The 15,043-nt window shown below is 69.8% G+C and carries 10 protein-coding genes and 1 pseudogene; 7 read left to right on the top strand and 4 right to left on the bottom strand.

Annotation, left to right across the window (positions count from 1 at the left end):
• Positions 1–33: 33 nt before the first annotated feature.
• On the bottom strand, positions 34–231 hold the full coding sequence (locus ACIGQF_RS21805) for a hypothetical protein (RefSeq protein WP_399712548.1): 198 nt from the start codon (positions 229–231) through the stop codon (positions 34–36).
• Between the two features lie 333 nt (positions 232–564).
• On the opposite strand from ACIGQF_RS21805, the gene ACIGQF_RS21800 reads away from it, so the two are divergent.
• The 4 genes from ACIGQF_RS21800 to ACIGQF_RS21785 all read left to right on the top strand — a co-directional run bounded on the left by ACIGQF_RS21800 (position 565) and on the right by ACIGQF_RS21785 (position 8,535).
• Positions 565–2,676 carry a hypothetical protein gene (locus tag ACIGQF_RS21800; RefSeq protein ID WP_399712547.1) on the top strand — a complete coding sequence of 704 codons (2,112 nt, stop codon included), beginning with the start codon at positions 565–567 and terminating at the stop codon, positions 2,674–2,676.
• A gap of 33 nt (positions 2,677–2,709) precedes the next feature.
• Complete coding sequence (locus ACIGQF_RS21795) at positions 2,710–4,239, top strand: ABC transporter substrate-binding protein (protein WP_399712544.1); 1,530 nt, start codon at positions 2,710–2,712, stop codon at positions 4,237–4,239.
• Between the two features lie 1,135 nt (positions 4,240–5,374).
• Entirely contained in the window at positions 5,375–7,438 is a 2,064-nt protein-coding gene (locus ACIGQF_RS21790; RefSeq protein WP_399712542.1) for a bifunctional polysaccharide deacetylase/glycosyltransferase family 2 protein, read from the top strand.
• Positions 7,439–7,473: 35 nt separating this feature from the next.
• Positions 7,474–8,535, top strand: coding sequence for an LCP family protein (locus tag ACIGQF_RS21785; RefSeq protein WP_399712658.1), 1,062 nt, complete (start codon positions 7,474–7,476; stop codon positions 8,533–8,535).
• Positions 8,536–8,540: 5 nt separating this feature from the next.
• Here ACIGQF_RS21785 and ACIGQF_RS21780 read toward each other — a convergent pair whose 3' ends face one another.
• The gene (locus ACIGQF_RS21780) at positions 8,541–9,251 is read right to left on the bottom strand and encodes a GNAT family N-acetyltransferase (protein ID WP_399712539.1); all 711 of its coding nucleotides are present in this window, start codon (positions 9,249–9,251) and stop codon (positions 8,541–8,543) included.
• Between the two features lie 234 nt (positions 9,252–9,485).
• On the opposite strand from ACIGQF_RS21780, the gene ACIGQF_RS21775 reads away from it, so the two are divergent.
• Both ACIGQF_RS21775 and ACIGQF_RS21770 read left to right on the top strand, forming a co-directional pair.
• A complete protein-coding gene (locus ACIGQF_RS21775) occupies positions 9,486–10,940 on the top strand; it encodes a basic amino acid/polyamine antiporter (RefSeq protein ID WP_399712536.1) in 1,455 nt (484 codons plus the stop codon).
• A 65-nt stretch (positions 10,941–11,005) separates the two neighbouring features.
• Complete coding sequence (locus ACIGQF_RS21770; RefSeq protein ID WP_399712656.1) at positions 11,006–12,262, top strand: arginine deiminase; 1,257 nt, start codon at positions 11,006–11,008, stop codon at positions 12,260–12,262.
• A 66-nt stretch (positions 12,263–12,328) separates the two neighbouring features.
• Here ACIGQF_RS21770 and ACIGQF_RS21765 read toward each other — a convergent pair whose 3' ends face one another.
• Positions 12,329–12,694 (bottom strand): darcynin family protein, encoded by a 366-nt coding sequence (locus tag ACIGQF_RS21765; protein WP_399712534.1) that lies wholly within the window; start codon positions 12,692–12,694, stop codon positions 12,329–12,331.
• 122 nt (positions 12,695–12,816) lie between these two features.
• On the opposite strand from ACIGQF_RS21765, the gene ACIGQF_RS21760 reads away from it, so the two are divergent.
• Positions 12,817–13,755, top strand: coding sequence for a LysR family transcriptional regulator (locus ACIGQF_RS21760; protein WP_399712532.1), 939 nt, complete (start codon positions 12,817–12,819; stop codon positions 13,753–13,755).
• An 8-nt stretch (positions 13,756–13,763) separates the two neighbouring features.
• Here the strand turns inward: ACIGQF_RS21760 and ACIGQF_RS21755 are convergent.
• Positions 13,764–14,937 (bottom strand): annotated as a pseudogene (locus ACIGQF_RS21755) (MFS transporter).
• Positions 14,938–15,043 lie beyond the last annotated feature (106 nt).

The following is a 15,043-nucleotide window of genomic DNA, read 5'->3' as shown; positions in this document are numbered from 1 at the left end:
TCGCACGTCGTCGCGGGCGTATGGCAGGCCGGCCTAGGCGGCGGCCGGGTCGAGGGTGCGGGCGTACATGGAGAGCGTCTCGGCGCGGCTGGCCGCTGGGCGCGCCTCCGACGAGGACGTGGCCCGGCTGTGGAGGAGAACCTCCAGCACATGCGGGAAGCGGGCCACAGCGCGCAGGCCTTCATCGGGGCGGGTACGCAAGCGCGACCCCGAAGCGGCGGAACAGGCCATGGCCGAGCATCATGCGCATGGCCGACGAACGCCTCCGTGCCGCCCTCAGCGCCGACGCTCCGTAGGACACGGGTCCGCCCCGTACGCGGCACCACCCCGCCCGCGAATACGTGGCGCCGCCCCGCCCGCGAGGTTGATTACAAAAACATCACCCTCCCCTCGCCGCGCCCGACTTGGCGCGACGATGGCATGCGCACGTAGATGCGGTACGCGACGGGCACAGGGGCTGAACCGGTGAGGAACGGCGAGGAGGGGCCCGAGGGGTAGGAGAGCAGCGTGGAGGGGTAAAGGGTCTCAGGGCCTGCAGAAGGCGCAGCGGGGGAGGTCGACGGGTTGGCCGTACCGAGAGAACATCCGCAGGGGATCAAGGATGTCGTCCGGCTGTTCCAGGAGTGCCGGACACGCCAGGAGAGTGCCCGGGAGTTACCGGTCATCACGCTGCTCGGCAGACGCGGCAGCGGCAAGACCACCAGCCTCAAATGGCTCGGATACCTGGCGTCCAACCGACCCAACGCGTTCTACGACTTCGCCTCGGCCGTGCCCAAGAGGCCGCACGAAGTGGCGGCACGGCTCGCCCTCGGTCTGTCCTACCGACTCCCCCGGCAGCCGGCGGTCCACTTCCCGCGGCTGGCACTCGGGCTTCTCGTCGCGCGTGCCGAAATCACCCTCGACAGTGCGGACTCGCGGCGCGTGCGGGCCGAACTCAAGCGGGCACTGCGCCAGGCGAAGGAGAGCACGGAGGCGTACGAGAGGGCCAACGGGGTCATCGAGGGCGTCACTCTCCTCCAGGACCTCAACGTCCTCCAGCTGCCCGGCCTCAACCTGGTGCTGAAACTCGTCCAGTTCGGCCTCCCGAGGCTCCCCGTCACCATGATGTGGCGTACCGGGCTGACCTGGTACGCCGACAGCCCGAACCGGCCGGTCGACGCGCTGATGAAGCTGAACGAGCTGGCCAGGAGCGAGGCAGCGGCCGATGTCGAGGAGGTCGACCGGCTGCTGTGCGGAGCCTTCCTGGAGGATCTCCGTGATCACTATGCCCGGCATCCGCGCGACAGGGAGTGCGTCGTACTGCTGGACAACATCGACGCGACACAGGGCCGGAAGTTCCTCGACCTCCTGGTACGCATCCGTGAGGCCAACGCGTCAACGAGCCGGGGCCACGATCCGCTGCTCGTCGTCGCGACCGCGGCCAACGCCCGCAGTGTGCCCGGACCCTACGCCCCCGACTTCCCGGCCGAGCTGCGCATCCGTACCCCGGAGGAGGCCTCGTACGCCGACTGGAAGCAGAGCGTTCCGCAACCCGCCTACACCACCAAGTGGCATTGGTATCCGGTGCAGTTGCGCGACCTCACCGAGCCGGAGGTCACCACGCTGGCCGAGCAGGCGGCGTCCGCGGTGGTCCACGCGACCCCGCTGATCCACCGCCTGTCCTACGGGCATCCGTGGAGCGCGCGGGCCCTGCTCGACGCCACGTACGCGATCGTGGTCGAGCGCGGTGGCGGGGCCGCCGAGCTGCGCCACATCCTGGAACACTCCCCGCCGGCTCCGGATGCGCCGGAGGACTCCACGGACACCGCGGATCGCCTGGGTCCGGACGAGTCGGTGGCCCTGGACGAAGCCGCGCGCCGGTACCTCCTGCGCGATCTGTCCGAGGGACAGCGGTCCGCGCTTGTGGTCTGCTCCGCCGCGCGCGCGTTTGAATCGGCTGTCGACGCCGGCATTCTGGAGGAGTACGACCAGCTCACCAAGGACACGCTGCGCAGGGACATCGACGGGCGGCTCTGGCTGATTCCCCCGGTCCCCGAGGACGCCAACACGCGCGGCGGCCAGGGCAGCGGCTACCTGGAGCACTGCCGGGAGCGGCCGGAGAACAGGCCGGAGGCCGTGCTCCATCCCTGGCTGCGGCTGGTGCTCCTCCAGGCCCTGGGCCGGCACGAACCCGACGGGCCGTCCGGCTGGACCACCACGCACACGGCCCTGCGCGACTGGCACCGGCGCGAGCCGCAAACGCAGCAGCACCGGCTCGACGCCCTCTACCACTCCCTCGCCCTGAACGACCTCAACAAGGTCGTTGCCCACCTCGCCGGACAGTTCAGGGCGCTGACCGGAACCGACCAGTGGCTGTACGAGCTGTACGCCATCACCGCGGCGCCCATGCGCCTCCCGGAACCTCCCCGGCCACGCGGCGAACGGGAGCCCACACCCTCCGACCGGGTACGCGACCTGGCCAGACGGCTGGCACCCGCGGCGCTGGACGAGCACTGGTCGCTCACCATGCTCGTGACAGCCCTGTGGCTGGCCGCCGACCCCCGCAACCGGGTCGCCAACTCCACGCCCGAACTCAACTCCACCATCGCGGCGATGTTCCACAGGCTCACCGCGCTGCCCCACAGCAGTGCCGCCGGCCTCCTCAGAGAAGCCGAGAGGTACGAACCGCGGCCCTGACCGCGTTCCCCGCCGACAGGAGGCGACAGCACGATGGCGACGCCGCACGCACTGGACCGGCCCGACGACGATGTCCCCATTCCCCGGTGGCGTTACGTCGCCGCCGTCATCGCCGCCCTGCTTCTCGTCGGCGGTGGCATCACCTGGCTCGTACAGCCGGAATCCACCGACTGCGCCGAGAACGTGAAACGCATCGAGGCGGCCGGCGGCACACGCTGTGTGGGCCTCACCGACGGCAGCTATCCGTTCACCAAGGACCTGCGCCATGTCTACGACCTCATCGAGAAGGAGAACCGGCGGGTCACCGACGAGGCCGCCAAGCGAAACGGCAGGCCGTACGTCAGCATCGTGTACCTCCTGAGCATGAAAGCGGTCAGAGGGGACAGCAACACCACCGAGTCCATCCGCCATGAGGTGGAAGGCGCGTACACCGCACAGTACGAGGTGAATCACGGGCGCGGTCACGGCCAGACACCCCAGATCAGACTGCTCCTCGGCGACACCGGGACCGAGAAGGCGCAGCGCGACTACACCCTCGACCGGATCAAGGCACGCCGGGGCCCCGACCGGATCGTCGCAGCCGCCGGCCTCGGCACCAGCCTCACCGGCACCAACGCGATGATCTCCAAGCTCAACGACCTCGACATCGCGGCGTTCGGCTCCGTCATCACCGCCGACGAGCTGGAGAAGAACGACGGACTGGTACGGGTGGCCGCGCCGAACGCCGATGAGGCGGCGGCTGCCGTTGAATTCCTCACCAAGGAGCACCGCAAGGACAAGGTGCTCATCGTCCAGGACGCCAACAAGAACGACCTCTACACCAAGACGCTCGCCTCACGGTTCGGCGCCGAACTCCCCAAGGACCGGCTCGCCTTTCCGGAACCGATGCAGTACAACTCCGCCAAGTCCCAGCTCGCCACCTACTTCAACAACCAGATGCCCAACCTGTGCCTGGATCCGCCCGGCGTCGTCTACTTCGCCGGCCGCGGCCGGGACCTGCCGGACTTCCTCGCACCGCTCGCCAACCGCCGCTGCAAGTCCGACCGGAAAATCACGGTCCTGTCGGGTGACGATGTGTCACAGGCAGCGCAGTCGGAGGGCTTTGACGACGTCAAGCAGGCGTTGCGGAACGGCAACATCAGGCTTCTCTTCACCGGCCTCGCCCACCCCGGAGCCTGGGACAAGGCTCCGCAGATCTTCGACAAGAACGCCATCGTCCCCTTCCAGGAAGGCGGGAAGTTCACCGAGACGTTCAAGGACGACACGCTCGACGACGGCCAGGCCATCATGGGCTACGACGCGGTGCTCACGGCCGTCGCGACCATCAGGAAGTCCGTCCACCTGGAGAACTCCGACCAGGCGATCGAGCGCGATGCCGTCGTGCAGATGCTGAGGACCATCAACGGCGCCAACGCGGTCCCCGGAGCGAGCGGCTGGATCTCGCTGCAGAACAATGGCAGCCCCCAGCGCAAGGCCATCCCCATCATCGAGATCGACAGCGACGGCACCACGCGGTCCATCAGTGTCTCCGCCAGCAACGGCAAACCGTACGCACCCGAGTGAGGGCCGCCTACCCGTAATCTCGGCCGAAACGGTGAGACGGGGGCGGAAAGGGGACGGGTGGCACGCGGGGTGGGTGCGGCAGAGGTAAAGCTGCGGTAACACTCTGCTGCTCCCCCTCCCCCAGCAGGCCTTTTACTGGCACCGTCGGGCGCAGGTGTGCGCCTGGTTGCATAAGGCGCATGCCCGTTCCAGTACGACCCGGGTGCGATACGGCCCGGGACCCCCACGCGTACGGCCGCACCCGCGGCCGGGAACGAGGAGCACCCAGTGCGAGGCACCACCCCCCACATCTCCAAACCTGCGGCAACCGCCGAAGCCCGGAGCGCGGTCCGCGCGCCCTTCGCCGGATGTCACCGCGCCAGACGCGTCGTGGAAGGCGCCATCAGCGAATAGCCACTGGACGTTGCCGCCGAGCGCGCCGAAACGCGTACACACGTGGCCTTCCCGGCCTGCGGGGAAGGCCACTGCCACATGCGCACTTCCGGGGATGGTTCCGTAAAGTTCGGCTCTTTCCCCGCATCTCGGCGTACCGCGTCCCAGTGCACACCGGGCCTCGGCCCGGCACCCCCACGACACAGGGCCCCGTGCGCGCGGCCGCAGATCAGGAGAACCGAGTGCGAGGCGCTCCCCACATCACACATACGCCGGAAATCGAGGGCTTCCCCCATCCCTCGCACGCGGAGGAGGACGGGGTGGGCATACCTGCGCGGCGTGCCCCTCTCATGACACACCTCTCACGCCGCGAGGGACAGTCGCATCACCCGGTGTTCATCGACAATTCAGGCTGGCGCCGAAGGCTCTCGCGCCTCCTGGCGGTCGCCGTCGGCTGCGCATGCGTCGGATACCTGGCGCTCGTCGGCATGCTCATCGGCGGGCTGTGGCAGCCCGTCGGGTCACAACCGCCCAGTACGAAGGGCCCGCTGCCGTCCAGTACCACCGGTCCGCGGCCGGCCGGCCCCGCCCGTCCGGCCGCCGGGAAACCCGGTACGGACCCCGGCAGAGCGCAACACATCGACACCCCCCGCGTGCCGGACTCCGCCGAGCGCTCCGGCCCCCGGCACGGCCGTACCCCACCACCCGCCAGAGCCGGGGGCGGAGCCTCGCACGGGGGCGCTGAGAGGTGAGCCGGCACGCGATGCGCCGGCCCCCGCGCGGGCACTGGGCGCTGCTGCTGCTCGTCCTCACCGTGGTCATCACGGCCGTCGCCTTCGAGGGGTGGACCACGCACGAAGTCGACGCGGCGCGCTCGAAGCGCCCGTGCAGCACGCCCATCCCGCGCGAGGCGGACAACGGGAGCCCGGTGCTCCGGCTCGGCGACGACCGGATCGAGACGGCGCGCATGCCGGCCGGCACCGCGGCGCTCACCTTCGACGGGGGTCCCGACCCGGAGTGGACGCCGCGCGTGCTCGGCCTGCTGCGCAAGTACCGCGTGAAGGCCACGTTCTTCGTCTACGGCTCGCGCGTGGCCCGCTACCCGGGGCTGGTGAAGCGGATCGTCGACGAGGGGCACGAGATCGGCTCGTACACCTACACCGGCGGCGATCTCGGTGCCGCCTCACCGTTGCGCGCCCGTATGGAGCTGTCCCTCACGCAGACCGCGCTGGCGGGCACGGCGGGCGTCAACACCCGGCTGCTGCGGCTGCCGCACACCACCAGGGCCGACACCCTCTGCGGCGCCGAGTGGTCGGCTGCCCAACGGGCGGCCGAGCAGGGCTACTTGCTGGTGGCCGCCGACTACAAGTCACGGAAACCGTGGCGGGGAGTGGTGCGGCAGTACAGCCAGACGGAGCTGGGCTACCGTGAGGCGGAGGCACTGCTGCGGGACCGGAGCGTGCAGCGGTTCACCACCGTCACCGGCGGGCTCGGCCGTCCGTTCCAGCACGCGCAGGCCTCTCTCACACAGCGGCTGGCGGGCCAGGGGCTGATCCGGGCGCAGGACCTCGGGCACACGTTCACCACCGTGATGGCCTGGGCTCTCGGTGTCGCGGGCGCCCTCAGCGTGCTGCGGCTGCTCATGCTCGTCCTCTTCGCCCGCGCCCACGTACGGCGACTGGACCACTTCCGGCCCGGCACACCGCTGCTGAGGGCCGTGACCGAACCGGTGACGGTGCTGGTGCCCGCGTACAACGAGGAGGCGGGCATAGCCGCCACCGTCCACTCGCTGCTGGCCTCCAGCCACCCCCAGCTGCAGATCATCGTCATTGACGACGGTTCGACGGACAACACGGCGGCGATCGCCGAGAGCATCGACGACCCCCGCGTGATGGTGGTCCGGCAGCCCAACGGCGGCAAGCCCCGCGCCCTCAACACCGGACTCGCGTACACCCGGCACGACATCGTCGTGATGGTCGACGCCGACACCGTCTTCGAGCCGGAGGCACTGGCCCGGCTCGTCCAGCCGCTCGCGCACCCGGCGGTCGGCGCGGTCAGCGGCAACACCAAGGTCGGCAACCGCCGTCGGCTGCTCGGCAGATGGCAACACCTGGAGTACGTCATCGGCTTCAACCTCGACCGACGGATGTTCGAGGTCCTGGAGTGCATGCCGACCGTGCCGGGCGCCATCGGTGCCTTCCGCAGGGACGCACTGATGGGCATCGGCGGTGTCAGCGATGACACCCTGGCCGAGGACACCGACCTCACGATGTCGCTGTGGCGGGCCGGCTGGCGCGTCGTCTACGAGCAGTCGGCCGTCGCCTGGACGGAGGTGCCCGGCTCGCTCGGACAGCTGTGGCGGCAGCGCTACCGGTGGTGCTACGGCACGCTCCAGTCCATGTGGAAGCACCGGCACTCGGTCTTCGAGATGGGGCCGGCCGGGCGGTTCGGCCGCCGGGCGCTCTCCTACCTCTGCCTGTTCCAGATCCTGCTGCCACTGTTCGCACCCGTGGTGGACGTGTTCGCGCTGTACGGCGTGCTCTTCCGGGACCCGACGCAGGCGGTCCTCGTCTGGCTCGGCTGCCTCGTCATACAGATGATCACCGCCGGGTACGCACTGCGGCTGGACCGGGAGAAGCTGAGCGCGATGTGGACGCTGCCGCTTCAGCTCTTCGTCTACCGGCAGCTGCTGTACCTCGTGGTCATCCAGTCGGTGATCACCGCGCTGCTCGGCACCCGGCTGAAGTGGCACAGCATGCACCGCGCCGGCACCGCCGACCCCTTCCTGCGGGCGGAGCCCCCGAACGGAAGCCTGTTGACCAAATGACCGATGACGTGACAGACGAAGTGACCGCCGCATCGATGGAGGATTACGCCGCCCGCCCCTCCTCCCACTACGGGCCGCGGCGCGCCCACGCCCGCAAACCCAAGAAGCGGCGCCGGCTGGTGCGTGCCGTGCTCGGCCTCGTCGCCGCCGTCCTCGCGGGTGCCGTCGGCACGTACGGCTGGGCCGACACCAAGCTCAACCGCGACGTCGACCTCGACTCGTACGGGGACCGCCCGCCGCGCGGCAAGGGCACCAACTACCTCATCGTCGGCTCCGACAGCCGCGACGGGCTCTCGCAGGGCGACATCAAAGACCTGCACGCGGGCGGAGGCGGCGGCCGCCGTACGGACTCGATGATCGTGCTGCACACCGGCGCCCACGGCACCAGCATGGTCAGCCTCCCCCGCGACTCCTGGGTCACCGTGCCCGGTCACACCAACCCGGCCACGGGCAAGACCTCGGGGCCCACCGGGAACAAGCTGAACGCCGCGTTCTCCTACGGCGGGCCCCGGCTCCTCACCCGGACCATCGAGTACAACACCGGGCTGCGGATCGACCACTACGCGGAGATCGGCTTCGCCGGCTTCGTGAACATCGTCGATGCCGTCGGTGGCGTACGGATGTGCCTGGAGCGCGGCATCAAGGACAAGAAGTCCGGCGCCGACCTCAAGAAGGGCTGCCAGACCCTCAGTGGCAAGCAGGCACTCGCGTTCGTCCGCCAGCGGCACCAGGAAGCCGAGGGCGACCTGGGACGCACGAAGAACCAGCAGAAGTTCCTCTCCTCCCTCGCCCACCAGGCCGCCGAGCCCGGCACCGTCTTCGACCCGTCCGAGATCTATCCGACCGTGAACGCGGGCCTGGACACCCTCATCGTCGACAAGGACACGGGCCTGCGGGACCTCACGACGCTGTTCCGCGCGGTACAGAGCGTCTCCGGCGGCAAGGGAAAGCAGATCAACGTCCCCGTCTCCGGGATCGGCATCCCCACGTCCAAGGGCAGCGTCATCAAGTGGGACGAGAAACAGTCCCGCAGGCTCTTCGACGAGCTCAGACACGACCGCCCGGTGACGATGCCGAGGGAGCGCCCGAGGAAATAGCGGAGTTACGGAGTGCGGTACCCGCGGAAGGTGACGTGGGTGCGGGTCTCGAAGCCGAGCCGTTCGTAGAGGGCGATGGCGCCGGTGTTCGTCTCGACCGCATGCAGGAAGGGGCGTTCGTCGCGCGCCACGATGCGCGCGACGAGCGCGCTGATCAACCGGGCGGCGTGTCCCCGCCCGCGGGCCTCCGGGGCGGTGCACACCGCACTGATCTCGGTGTGTCCCGGCGGGTGCAGTCGCTCACCTGCCATCGCCACCAACGTGCCGCCCTTGTCGCGGATGCCGAGGTAGGTGCCGAGTTCGTTGGTGCGCGGCCGAAAGGGTCCCGGCTGGGTCCGCTCGACGAGGTCGAGCATCTCGGGCATGCTGCCTTCGTCCAGTTCCACCACACCGTTCTCGGCTTCGGCCGCATGGCTGCTCGGGCCGGTGCCGCCGGACCAGATCAGCTGGCGGCCTTCGAGCGAGAAGACCGGCTCCCAGTCTGGCGGCGGGGTGGCCGGGCAGCTGAACATGTCGGCGAACTGCCCCGGGCCCAGCAACTGGGCGAGGTCGGCCCATGCCGTGTCGTCCGCATCGGCGGAGACCGCGGAGAAGGTCGCGACGCCCGGCAGGTAGGTGGCGGCCCGGCCGAGGCGGCGGGCCAGGTGGGCGTGGTGACCGCGGAGCGACGCGCCCACCGGGTCATCGAGCGCGACGTCGTCGCGATCCACCCTCATGCGGAACCTCTCGTGTCGTACGGGAAAGCCGGTCGTCCAGCATGCCACTGCAGGTCACCACGTCTTCGACACACCCCCATTGCCCCGCCGCACGGCGGTACGCCGCTGCGTGAGAACCGCCACGCCCGCGCCCTGAGGAATGAACGGCGACTTACCGACAAACTGCTACAAAATGGGTCAGCTCGCTCAGCGTCCGGGTGAGCCAGCAGTCACCGCCCGACCGAGAGGGACGACGTGTCGCAGGCCGCCACCACTGACCCGGCGGCGGAATCCCCGCCGCCGGTCACACTGCCGCTCTTCACGCTCGCCACCATGGTGGTCGGCTCCATGGTGGGCGCGGGGGTTTTCTCCCTGCCGCGGCGCTTCGCGGAGGAGACCGGGGTCGCGGGGGCGCTCATCGCCTGGGCCGTCGCGGGTACGGGCATGCTCATGCTCGCCTTCGTGTTCCAGTCCCTCGCGGTGCGCAGGCCCGACCTGGACGCCGGGGTCTACGCGTACGCGAAGGCCGGATTCGGCGAGTACCTGGGGTTCTTCTCCGCGTTCGGCTACTGGGCCAGCGCGTGCGTGGGCAATGTGACGTACTGGGTGCTGATCATGTCGACGATCGGCACCATCTGGTCCGCCCTCGGCGACGGTGACACCGCACCGGCCGTGGTGCTCTCCTCGGCCGGCCTGTGGGCGTTCTTCCTGATGATCCGGCGCGGGGTGAAGGAGGCCGCCGCCATCAACAGGATCGTCACGGTGGCGAAGATCGTGCCCATCCTGGTCTTCATCGTCCTCGCACTGGTCTACTTCAGGGCCGATGTGTTCGCCGGCAACTTCGGCGGAGCCGACTACGCCGGATCCCTCTTCAGCCAGGTCCGGGGCACGATGCTCGCCACCGTCTTCGTCTTCCTCGGCGTGGAGGGGGCCAGCGTCTACTCGCGGCACGCCAGGCGCCGGTCCGACGTCGGCAAGGCGACCGTCCTGGGATTCCTGAGCGTCTTCGCCATCTTCGCCTCGGTGACCATCGTGTCGTACGGGATCCTGCCGATGAGCGAGCTCGCCGAGCTGCGTCAGCCGTCCATGGCGGGCGCCCTGGAGGCGGCGGTGGGCACCTGGGGCAAGGTGTTCATCAGCGTCGGACTGATCGTGTCGGTGCTCGGCGCGTACCTGGCCTGGACGCTGATGGCGGCCGAGGTGCTGTTCGTCGCGGCGAAGGACGACGACATGCCCCGCTTCCTGCGCCGGTCCAACCATGCGGAGGTGCCGCTCCCCGCGCTGCTGATGACGACCGTGCTCACGCAGGTCGTACTGGTCCTCACCGCATTCTCGAACGACGCGTTCGACTTTGCGCTCGACCTCACCAGCGCCCTCTCGCTGATTCCCTATCTGCTGGCGGCCGGCTTCGCCGTCAAGATCGGCGCGAGCGCCCAGCGCGACACCGTCGGCGGCCGCACCTCGCGCGGCGAGCTGACCATCGCCGTCATCGCGACGCTCTACACAGCGTTCCTGGTGTACGCGGCAGGCTTGAGGTTCCTTCTGCTCTCCTTCATCTTCTACGCACCGGCCACCATCCTGTTCGTGATGGCCCGCCGCGAGCAGGGCAGACGCCTCTTCTCCCCTCGCGAACTCGTCATTCTGGCCGTCTCCGTCGTCGGTGCGGTGCTCGGCGTCATCGCGCTGGTCACCGGATGGATCAGCCTCTGACGTTCCGGGGTCCGGAGCGCCCTGCCATTCCCCTTCTCCCCGCCCCCAGGAAGGCCACCGTGACTCTGCCGAGTACCCCGACCAGTTCCTCCTACGGCGTCCACTCCGAGGTGGGCCGGCTGCGCAAGGTCCTCGTCTGCGCGCCCGGGCTCGCGCACCGCAGGCTCACCCCGACCAACTCCGACGACCTGCTCTTCGACGACGTCATGTGGGTGGAGAACGCCCAGCGCGACCACGCCGACTTCGTCAACAAATTGCGCGAGCGCGGCGTCGACGTGGTCGAGCTGCACGAGCTGCTCGCCGAGACCATGGCGATCCCTGAGGCGAAGTCCTGGCTGCTGGACCGCAAGATCACCGCCAACCAGGTGGGGCTCGGCCTCATCGACGGCACCCTGGCCTTCCTGGATTCGCTGGAGCCGCGGCAGCTGGCCGAGTACCTGATCGGCGGCCTGGCCACCGCCGACCTGCCGGACGAATTCCGCTCGCCCTACATCGCGCTCGCCCGTGAGTCGACCGGCGTCCGCGAGTACCTGATGCCACCGCTGCCCAACACGCTCTACACCCGCGACACCACCTGCTGGCTCTACGGTGGCCTCACCCTCAACCCGCTGTACTGGCCGGCGCGCCACGACGAGACGCTCCTGATGAAGGCGGTCTACCGGTTCCACCCCGACTTCACGGACTCGGCCGTCTGGTGGGGCGACCCCGAACTCGACTGGGGCCAGGCCACGTTCGAGGGCGGCGACATCATGCCCGTGGGTCGCGGTGTCGTCCTCATGGGCATGAGCGAACGCACCTCGCGCCAGGCCATCACGCAGGTCGCCGCCGCACTGTTCGAGCAGGGCGCCGCCGAGCACGTCATCGTCGCCGGCATGCCCAAGCTGCGGTCCGCGATGCACCTGGACACCGTCTTCACCTTCGCGGACCGGGACATCGTCACCCTGTACCCCCAGATCATGGACTCGGTGCACACCTTCTCCCTGCGCCCCGGCGACAAGGCAGCCGGTCTGCACCTCACCGACGAGGGCTCGACCCCGTTCGTCGACGTGGTCGCCAGGGCTCTCGGCCTGCCTCGCCTGCGGGTGATCGAGACGGGCGGTGACGTGTACGCCTCCGAACGCCAGCAGTGGGACAGCGGGAACAACGCCGTCGCCCTCGAACCCGGCGTCGTCTTCACCTACGACCGCAACACCCAGACCAACACCCTGCTCCGCAAGGCCGGCGTCGAGGTCATCACCATCGTCGGCGCCGAACTGGGCCGCGGCCGGGGCGGCGGTCACTGCATGACCTGCCCGATCGTCCGCGACCCGGTCGACTTCTAGAGCCTCGGTCGACTGCTGGAGCCCCGTTCTGCTTCCGCAGCTCCTGTCGGCTTCCGCAGCGGTGCCTCAGGTGCTGATGGTGGCGACCGGGTCGAGACCGTACGTGCGGGCGTAGCCGTTCTCGGTGCCGACGAGGAGGTCGACGATCTCGAAGTAGCGGTCCCAGAAGGGGGTTTCCCGCAGCACGTCGATGAGGAGCTGGTAGGCGTAGTGGTCGTCGGCCTCCCAGACCCAGACGTCGGTGACGCGGGTGGAGTAGAACTCCGTGTCGTAGAAGCGGGACCGGATGCCGGTGGTCCTGGCCTTGATGGCGGGCACGACCTCGGTGGCGAAGGCGTTCACCCGCTCCTCGGGGGTCATGGCGAGCCACTCGGGTGTGGTCTTGATGAGCATGAACGCGGTGACGGGCGGTGCGGTTTCCGCAGCGGACATGGTGGATTCCTCCGGATGACGGATGGATCGCGGATGAGTACGCCCACATCTTGCGAAGGCCCGCGGTGTTGCCACAATGGGAACTTCAGCAACACATCATTGCCTGAAGTGGAATAACACTGGTGAACAGCACAGAGCCGGTCATCGACGCCAATCTCGCTGTCGCGCTGGACGCGCTTCTGGCCGAGCAGAGCGTCACCCGCGCCGCCGCCCGACTGCACACCTCCCCCGCCGCCATGAGCCGCACCCTGGCCCGGCTCCGCCGCATACTCCAGGACCCCCTCCTGGTCCGGGCCGGACAGACCATGGTGCCCACTCCCCGGGCCCAGGCCCTGCGCGACGAGGCCGCCACCGTCGTACGCCGTCTCGGCGCGCTCCTGACCCCGGCCGGCGATGTGGACGCCGCCACACTGCGCAGCACCTTCACTCTCCAGGCCGCCGACCTGGTCGGTGCGGCCCTCGCCACCGGCCTGCTGCAACTGGCCCGGGACGAGGCACCGGGAGTCTCGTTGCGGTTCCGCGCCGAGGAGCTGGAGGCCGGTCCGGCGCTGCGTGAGGGCCGTATCGACCTGGAAGTCGGATCCATCGAGCACGTCGACCCCGAAACCCAGGTCGAGGAGCTGGTCACCCTACGGATGATGGCGGCCGTCCGGCCCGGCCACCCACTGACCGAACAGCCCCTGACCCCGGCCCGGTTCGCCGCCGCCGAACACGCCGTGGTCAGCCGCCGCGGCCGTTTCACCGGCCCCGTCGACACCGCCCTCGCCGAGCACGACCTGAACCGCCGGGTCGCCGTCGTCCTGCCCGGCCACCTGGCCGCGCTGGCCCTCGCCGCCCGCAGCGACATCGTCGCGCTGGTCCCCGCCCCACCCGACGGTGCCGGTCCCTCGCCCTTCACCGGGGAAGCCACGCTCCTGGGCCTGCAGCTCCTCGACATTCCCCTGCCACTGCCGCCCCTGACCATCGGCATGGCCTGGCACCCCCGTCACACCGCCGACGGGGCACACCGCTGGCTCCGCGACGCAGTCCGCCGGACGCTCCTCTGCCGGGCCCGGCCGTAGGAGTGTGGTCAGACGGCGGCGGTCAGGGTGCCGGCCCACTCGTCGATGGTGGCGACCTCGCCGCGGCGCGCCAGGACTTCGTGGATGAGCGTGTCGTGCAGGACGGGGCTGGGGTCGGCGCAGGCGTCGGAGAGGACCGTGACCCGGTGGTCGAGGTCGGCGGCCTGCAGGGCGGTGGAGAGGACGATGCCACCGGTGGAGATGCCCGCCAGGACGAGGTGGCCGATCTCCTGGGCGGCCAGTATCTGCTGGAGGTTGTTCCCGGCGAAGGCGCTGACGCGGTTCTTGTGCATGGGGATCTGCACCAGTCCGGCGTGGAAGGGCGTCAGTCCGTACCCCTCCTCGGTCCACTGGCTGAAGCCGTAGAGGAAGGCGTAGGCGACGACGTGGGCGACGAGCGCGCGTCCGTAGGTGGCCAGGAGTGGTGTGCCGCCGCCGAGTACCCGCAGGTCGATGAAGGGGGTGGCGGCCCGCAGCTCCCGTACCGCGAAGGCCGCTCCCGCGGCGGCGATCACCAGCAGGTACCAGTCGCGCAGATGCAGGTTCATCAGGAACAGCAGCAGCGGGACGAGCATCGCGCGAACAGGCCCATGCCGGGCAGGTCGAGCCGGGCAGCCAGCCGGCCGCGCTGCGGGGGCTCGCCCGTACCGGCCGACCTGGGCAGCCGCCACAGTCCCAGCAGCACGGCCGCAACGGCCAGCGGCATGTTCAGCGCGAAGGTGGTGCGCCAGCCGCCCACCGCGATCAGCAGGCCGCCCAGCAGCGGACCGATGACGGCGATGGTCTGGTTGGCCACTGCCAGGGCCGTCAGCACCCCAGCGCGGCTGTCCCGTCCGGTGCGTTCGGCCTCGCTGCGCAGCAGTGCCATGGCGGCGGGGTAGCCGGCGCAGGTACCGAACCCGAGCAGGACGCGGGCGGCGATCAGCACCCCCAGGTCGGGCGCCAGGGTGCCGACGATGCCGGCGACGCCCACGAGCCGGTACTGAGGAGGAACAGCCTGCCCGGCCCGAAGATGTCGATGAGCCGTCCCACGACGGGCTGCCCGAGCGAGGTGGCCAGGTAGAGGGCGGAGACCAGCCACGCGGTCTGCGAGGCGGGCGCGCCCAGCGCTTCACCGATGGGGACGAGTGCGACGGAGAGGATCGTCGAGTTGATCGGGTTCAGGACCGAGCCCAGCATCATCGGCGGCAGCAGCCGCCGGTCGAAGCCTGGCTCGTCCGTTGCTCTCCTGGCGTCCGTCCCCGGCTCGGTCACGGGTCAGCCGCTCCAGTACGGCCATGGTGGCGAT

The organism is Streptomyces sp. NPDC053560, assembly GCF_044544605.1.
In the GTDB taxonomy this organism is placed as follows: domain Bacteria; phylum Actinomycetota; class Actinomycetes; order Streptomycetales; family Streptomycetaceae; genus Streptomyces.
Note: the sequence above shows the minus strand (reverse complement) of the source record. Positions and strands in the feature narration are given on the sequence as shown.

Coding starts and splice junctions, on each gene's coding strand:
- ACIGQF_RS21780 (WP_399712539.1), bottom strand. CDS start 9,251: ATGAGGGTGGATCGCGACGACGTCGCGCTCGATGACCCGGTGGGCGCG.
- ACIGQF_RS21790 (WP_399712542.1), top strand. CDS start 5,375: ATGCGCCGGCCCCCGCGCGGGCACTGGGCGCTGCTGCTGCTCGTCCTC.
- ACIGQF_RS21765 (WP_399712534.1), bottom strand. CDS start 12,694: ATGTCCGCTGCGGAAACCGCACCGCCCGTCACCGCGTTCATGCTCATC.
- ACIGQF_RS21805 (WP_399712548.1), bottom strand. CDS start 231: ATGGCCTGTTCCGCCGCTTCGGGGTCGCGCTTGCGTACCCGCCCCGAT.
- ACIGQF_RS21785 (WP_399712658.1), top strand. CDS start 7,474: ATGGAGGATTACGCCGCCCGCCCCTCCTCCCACTACGGGCCGCGGCGC.
- ACIGQF_RS21795 (WP_399712544.1), top strand. CDS start 2,710: ATGGCGACGCCGCACGCACTGGACCGGCCCGACGACGATGTCCCCATT.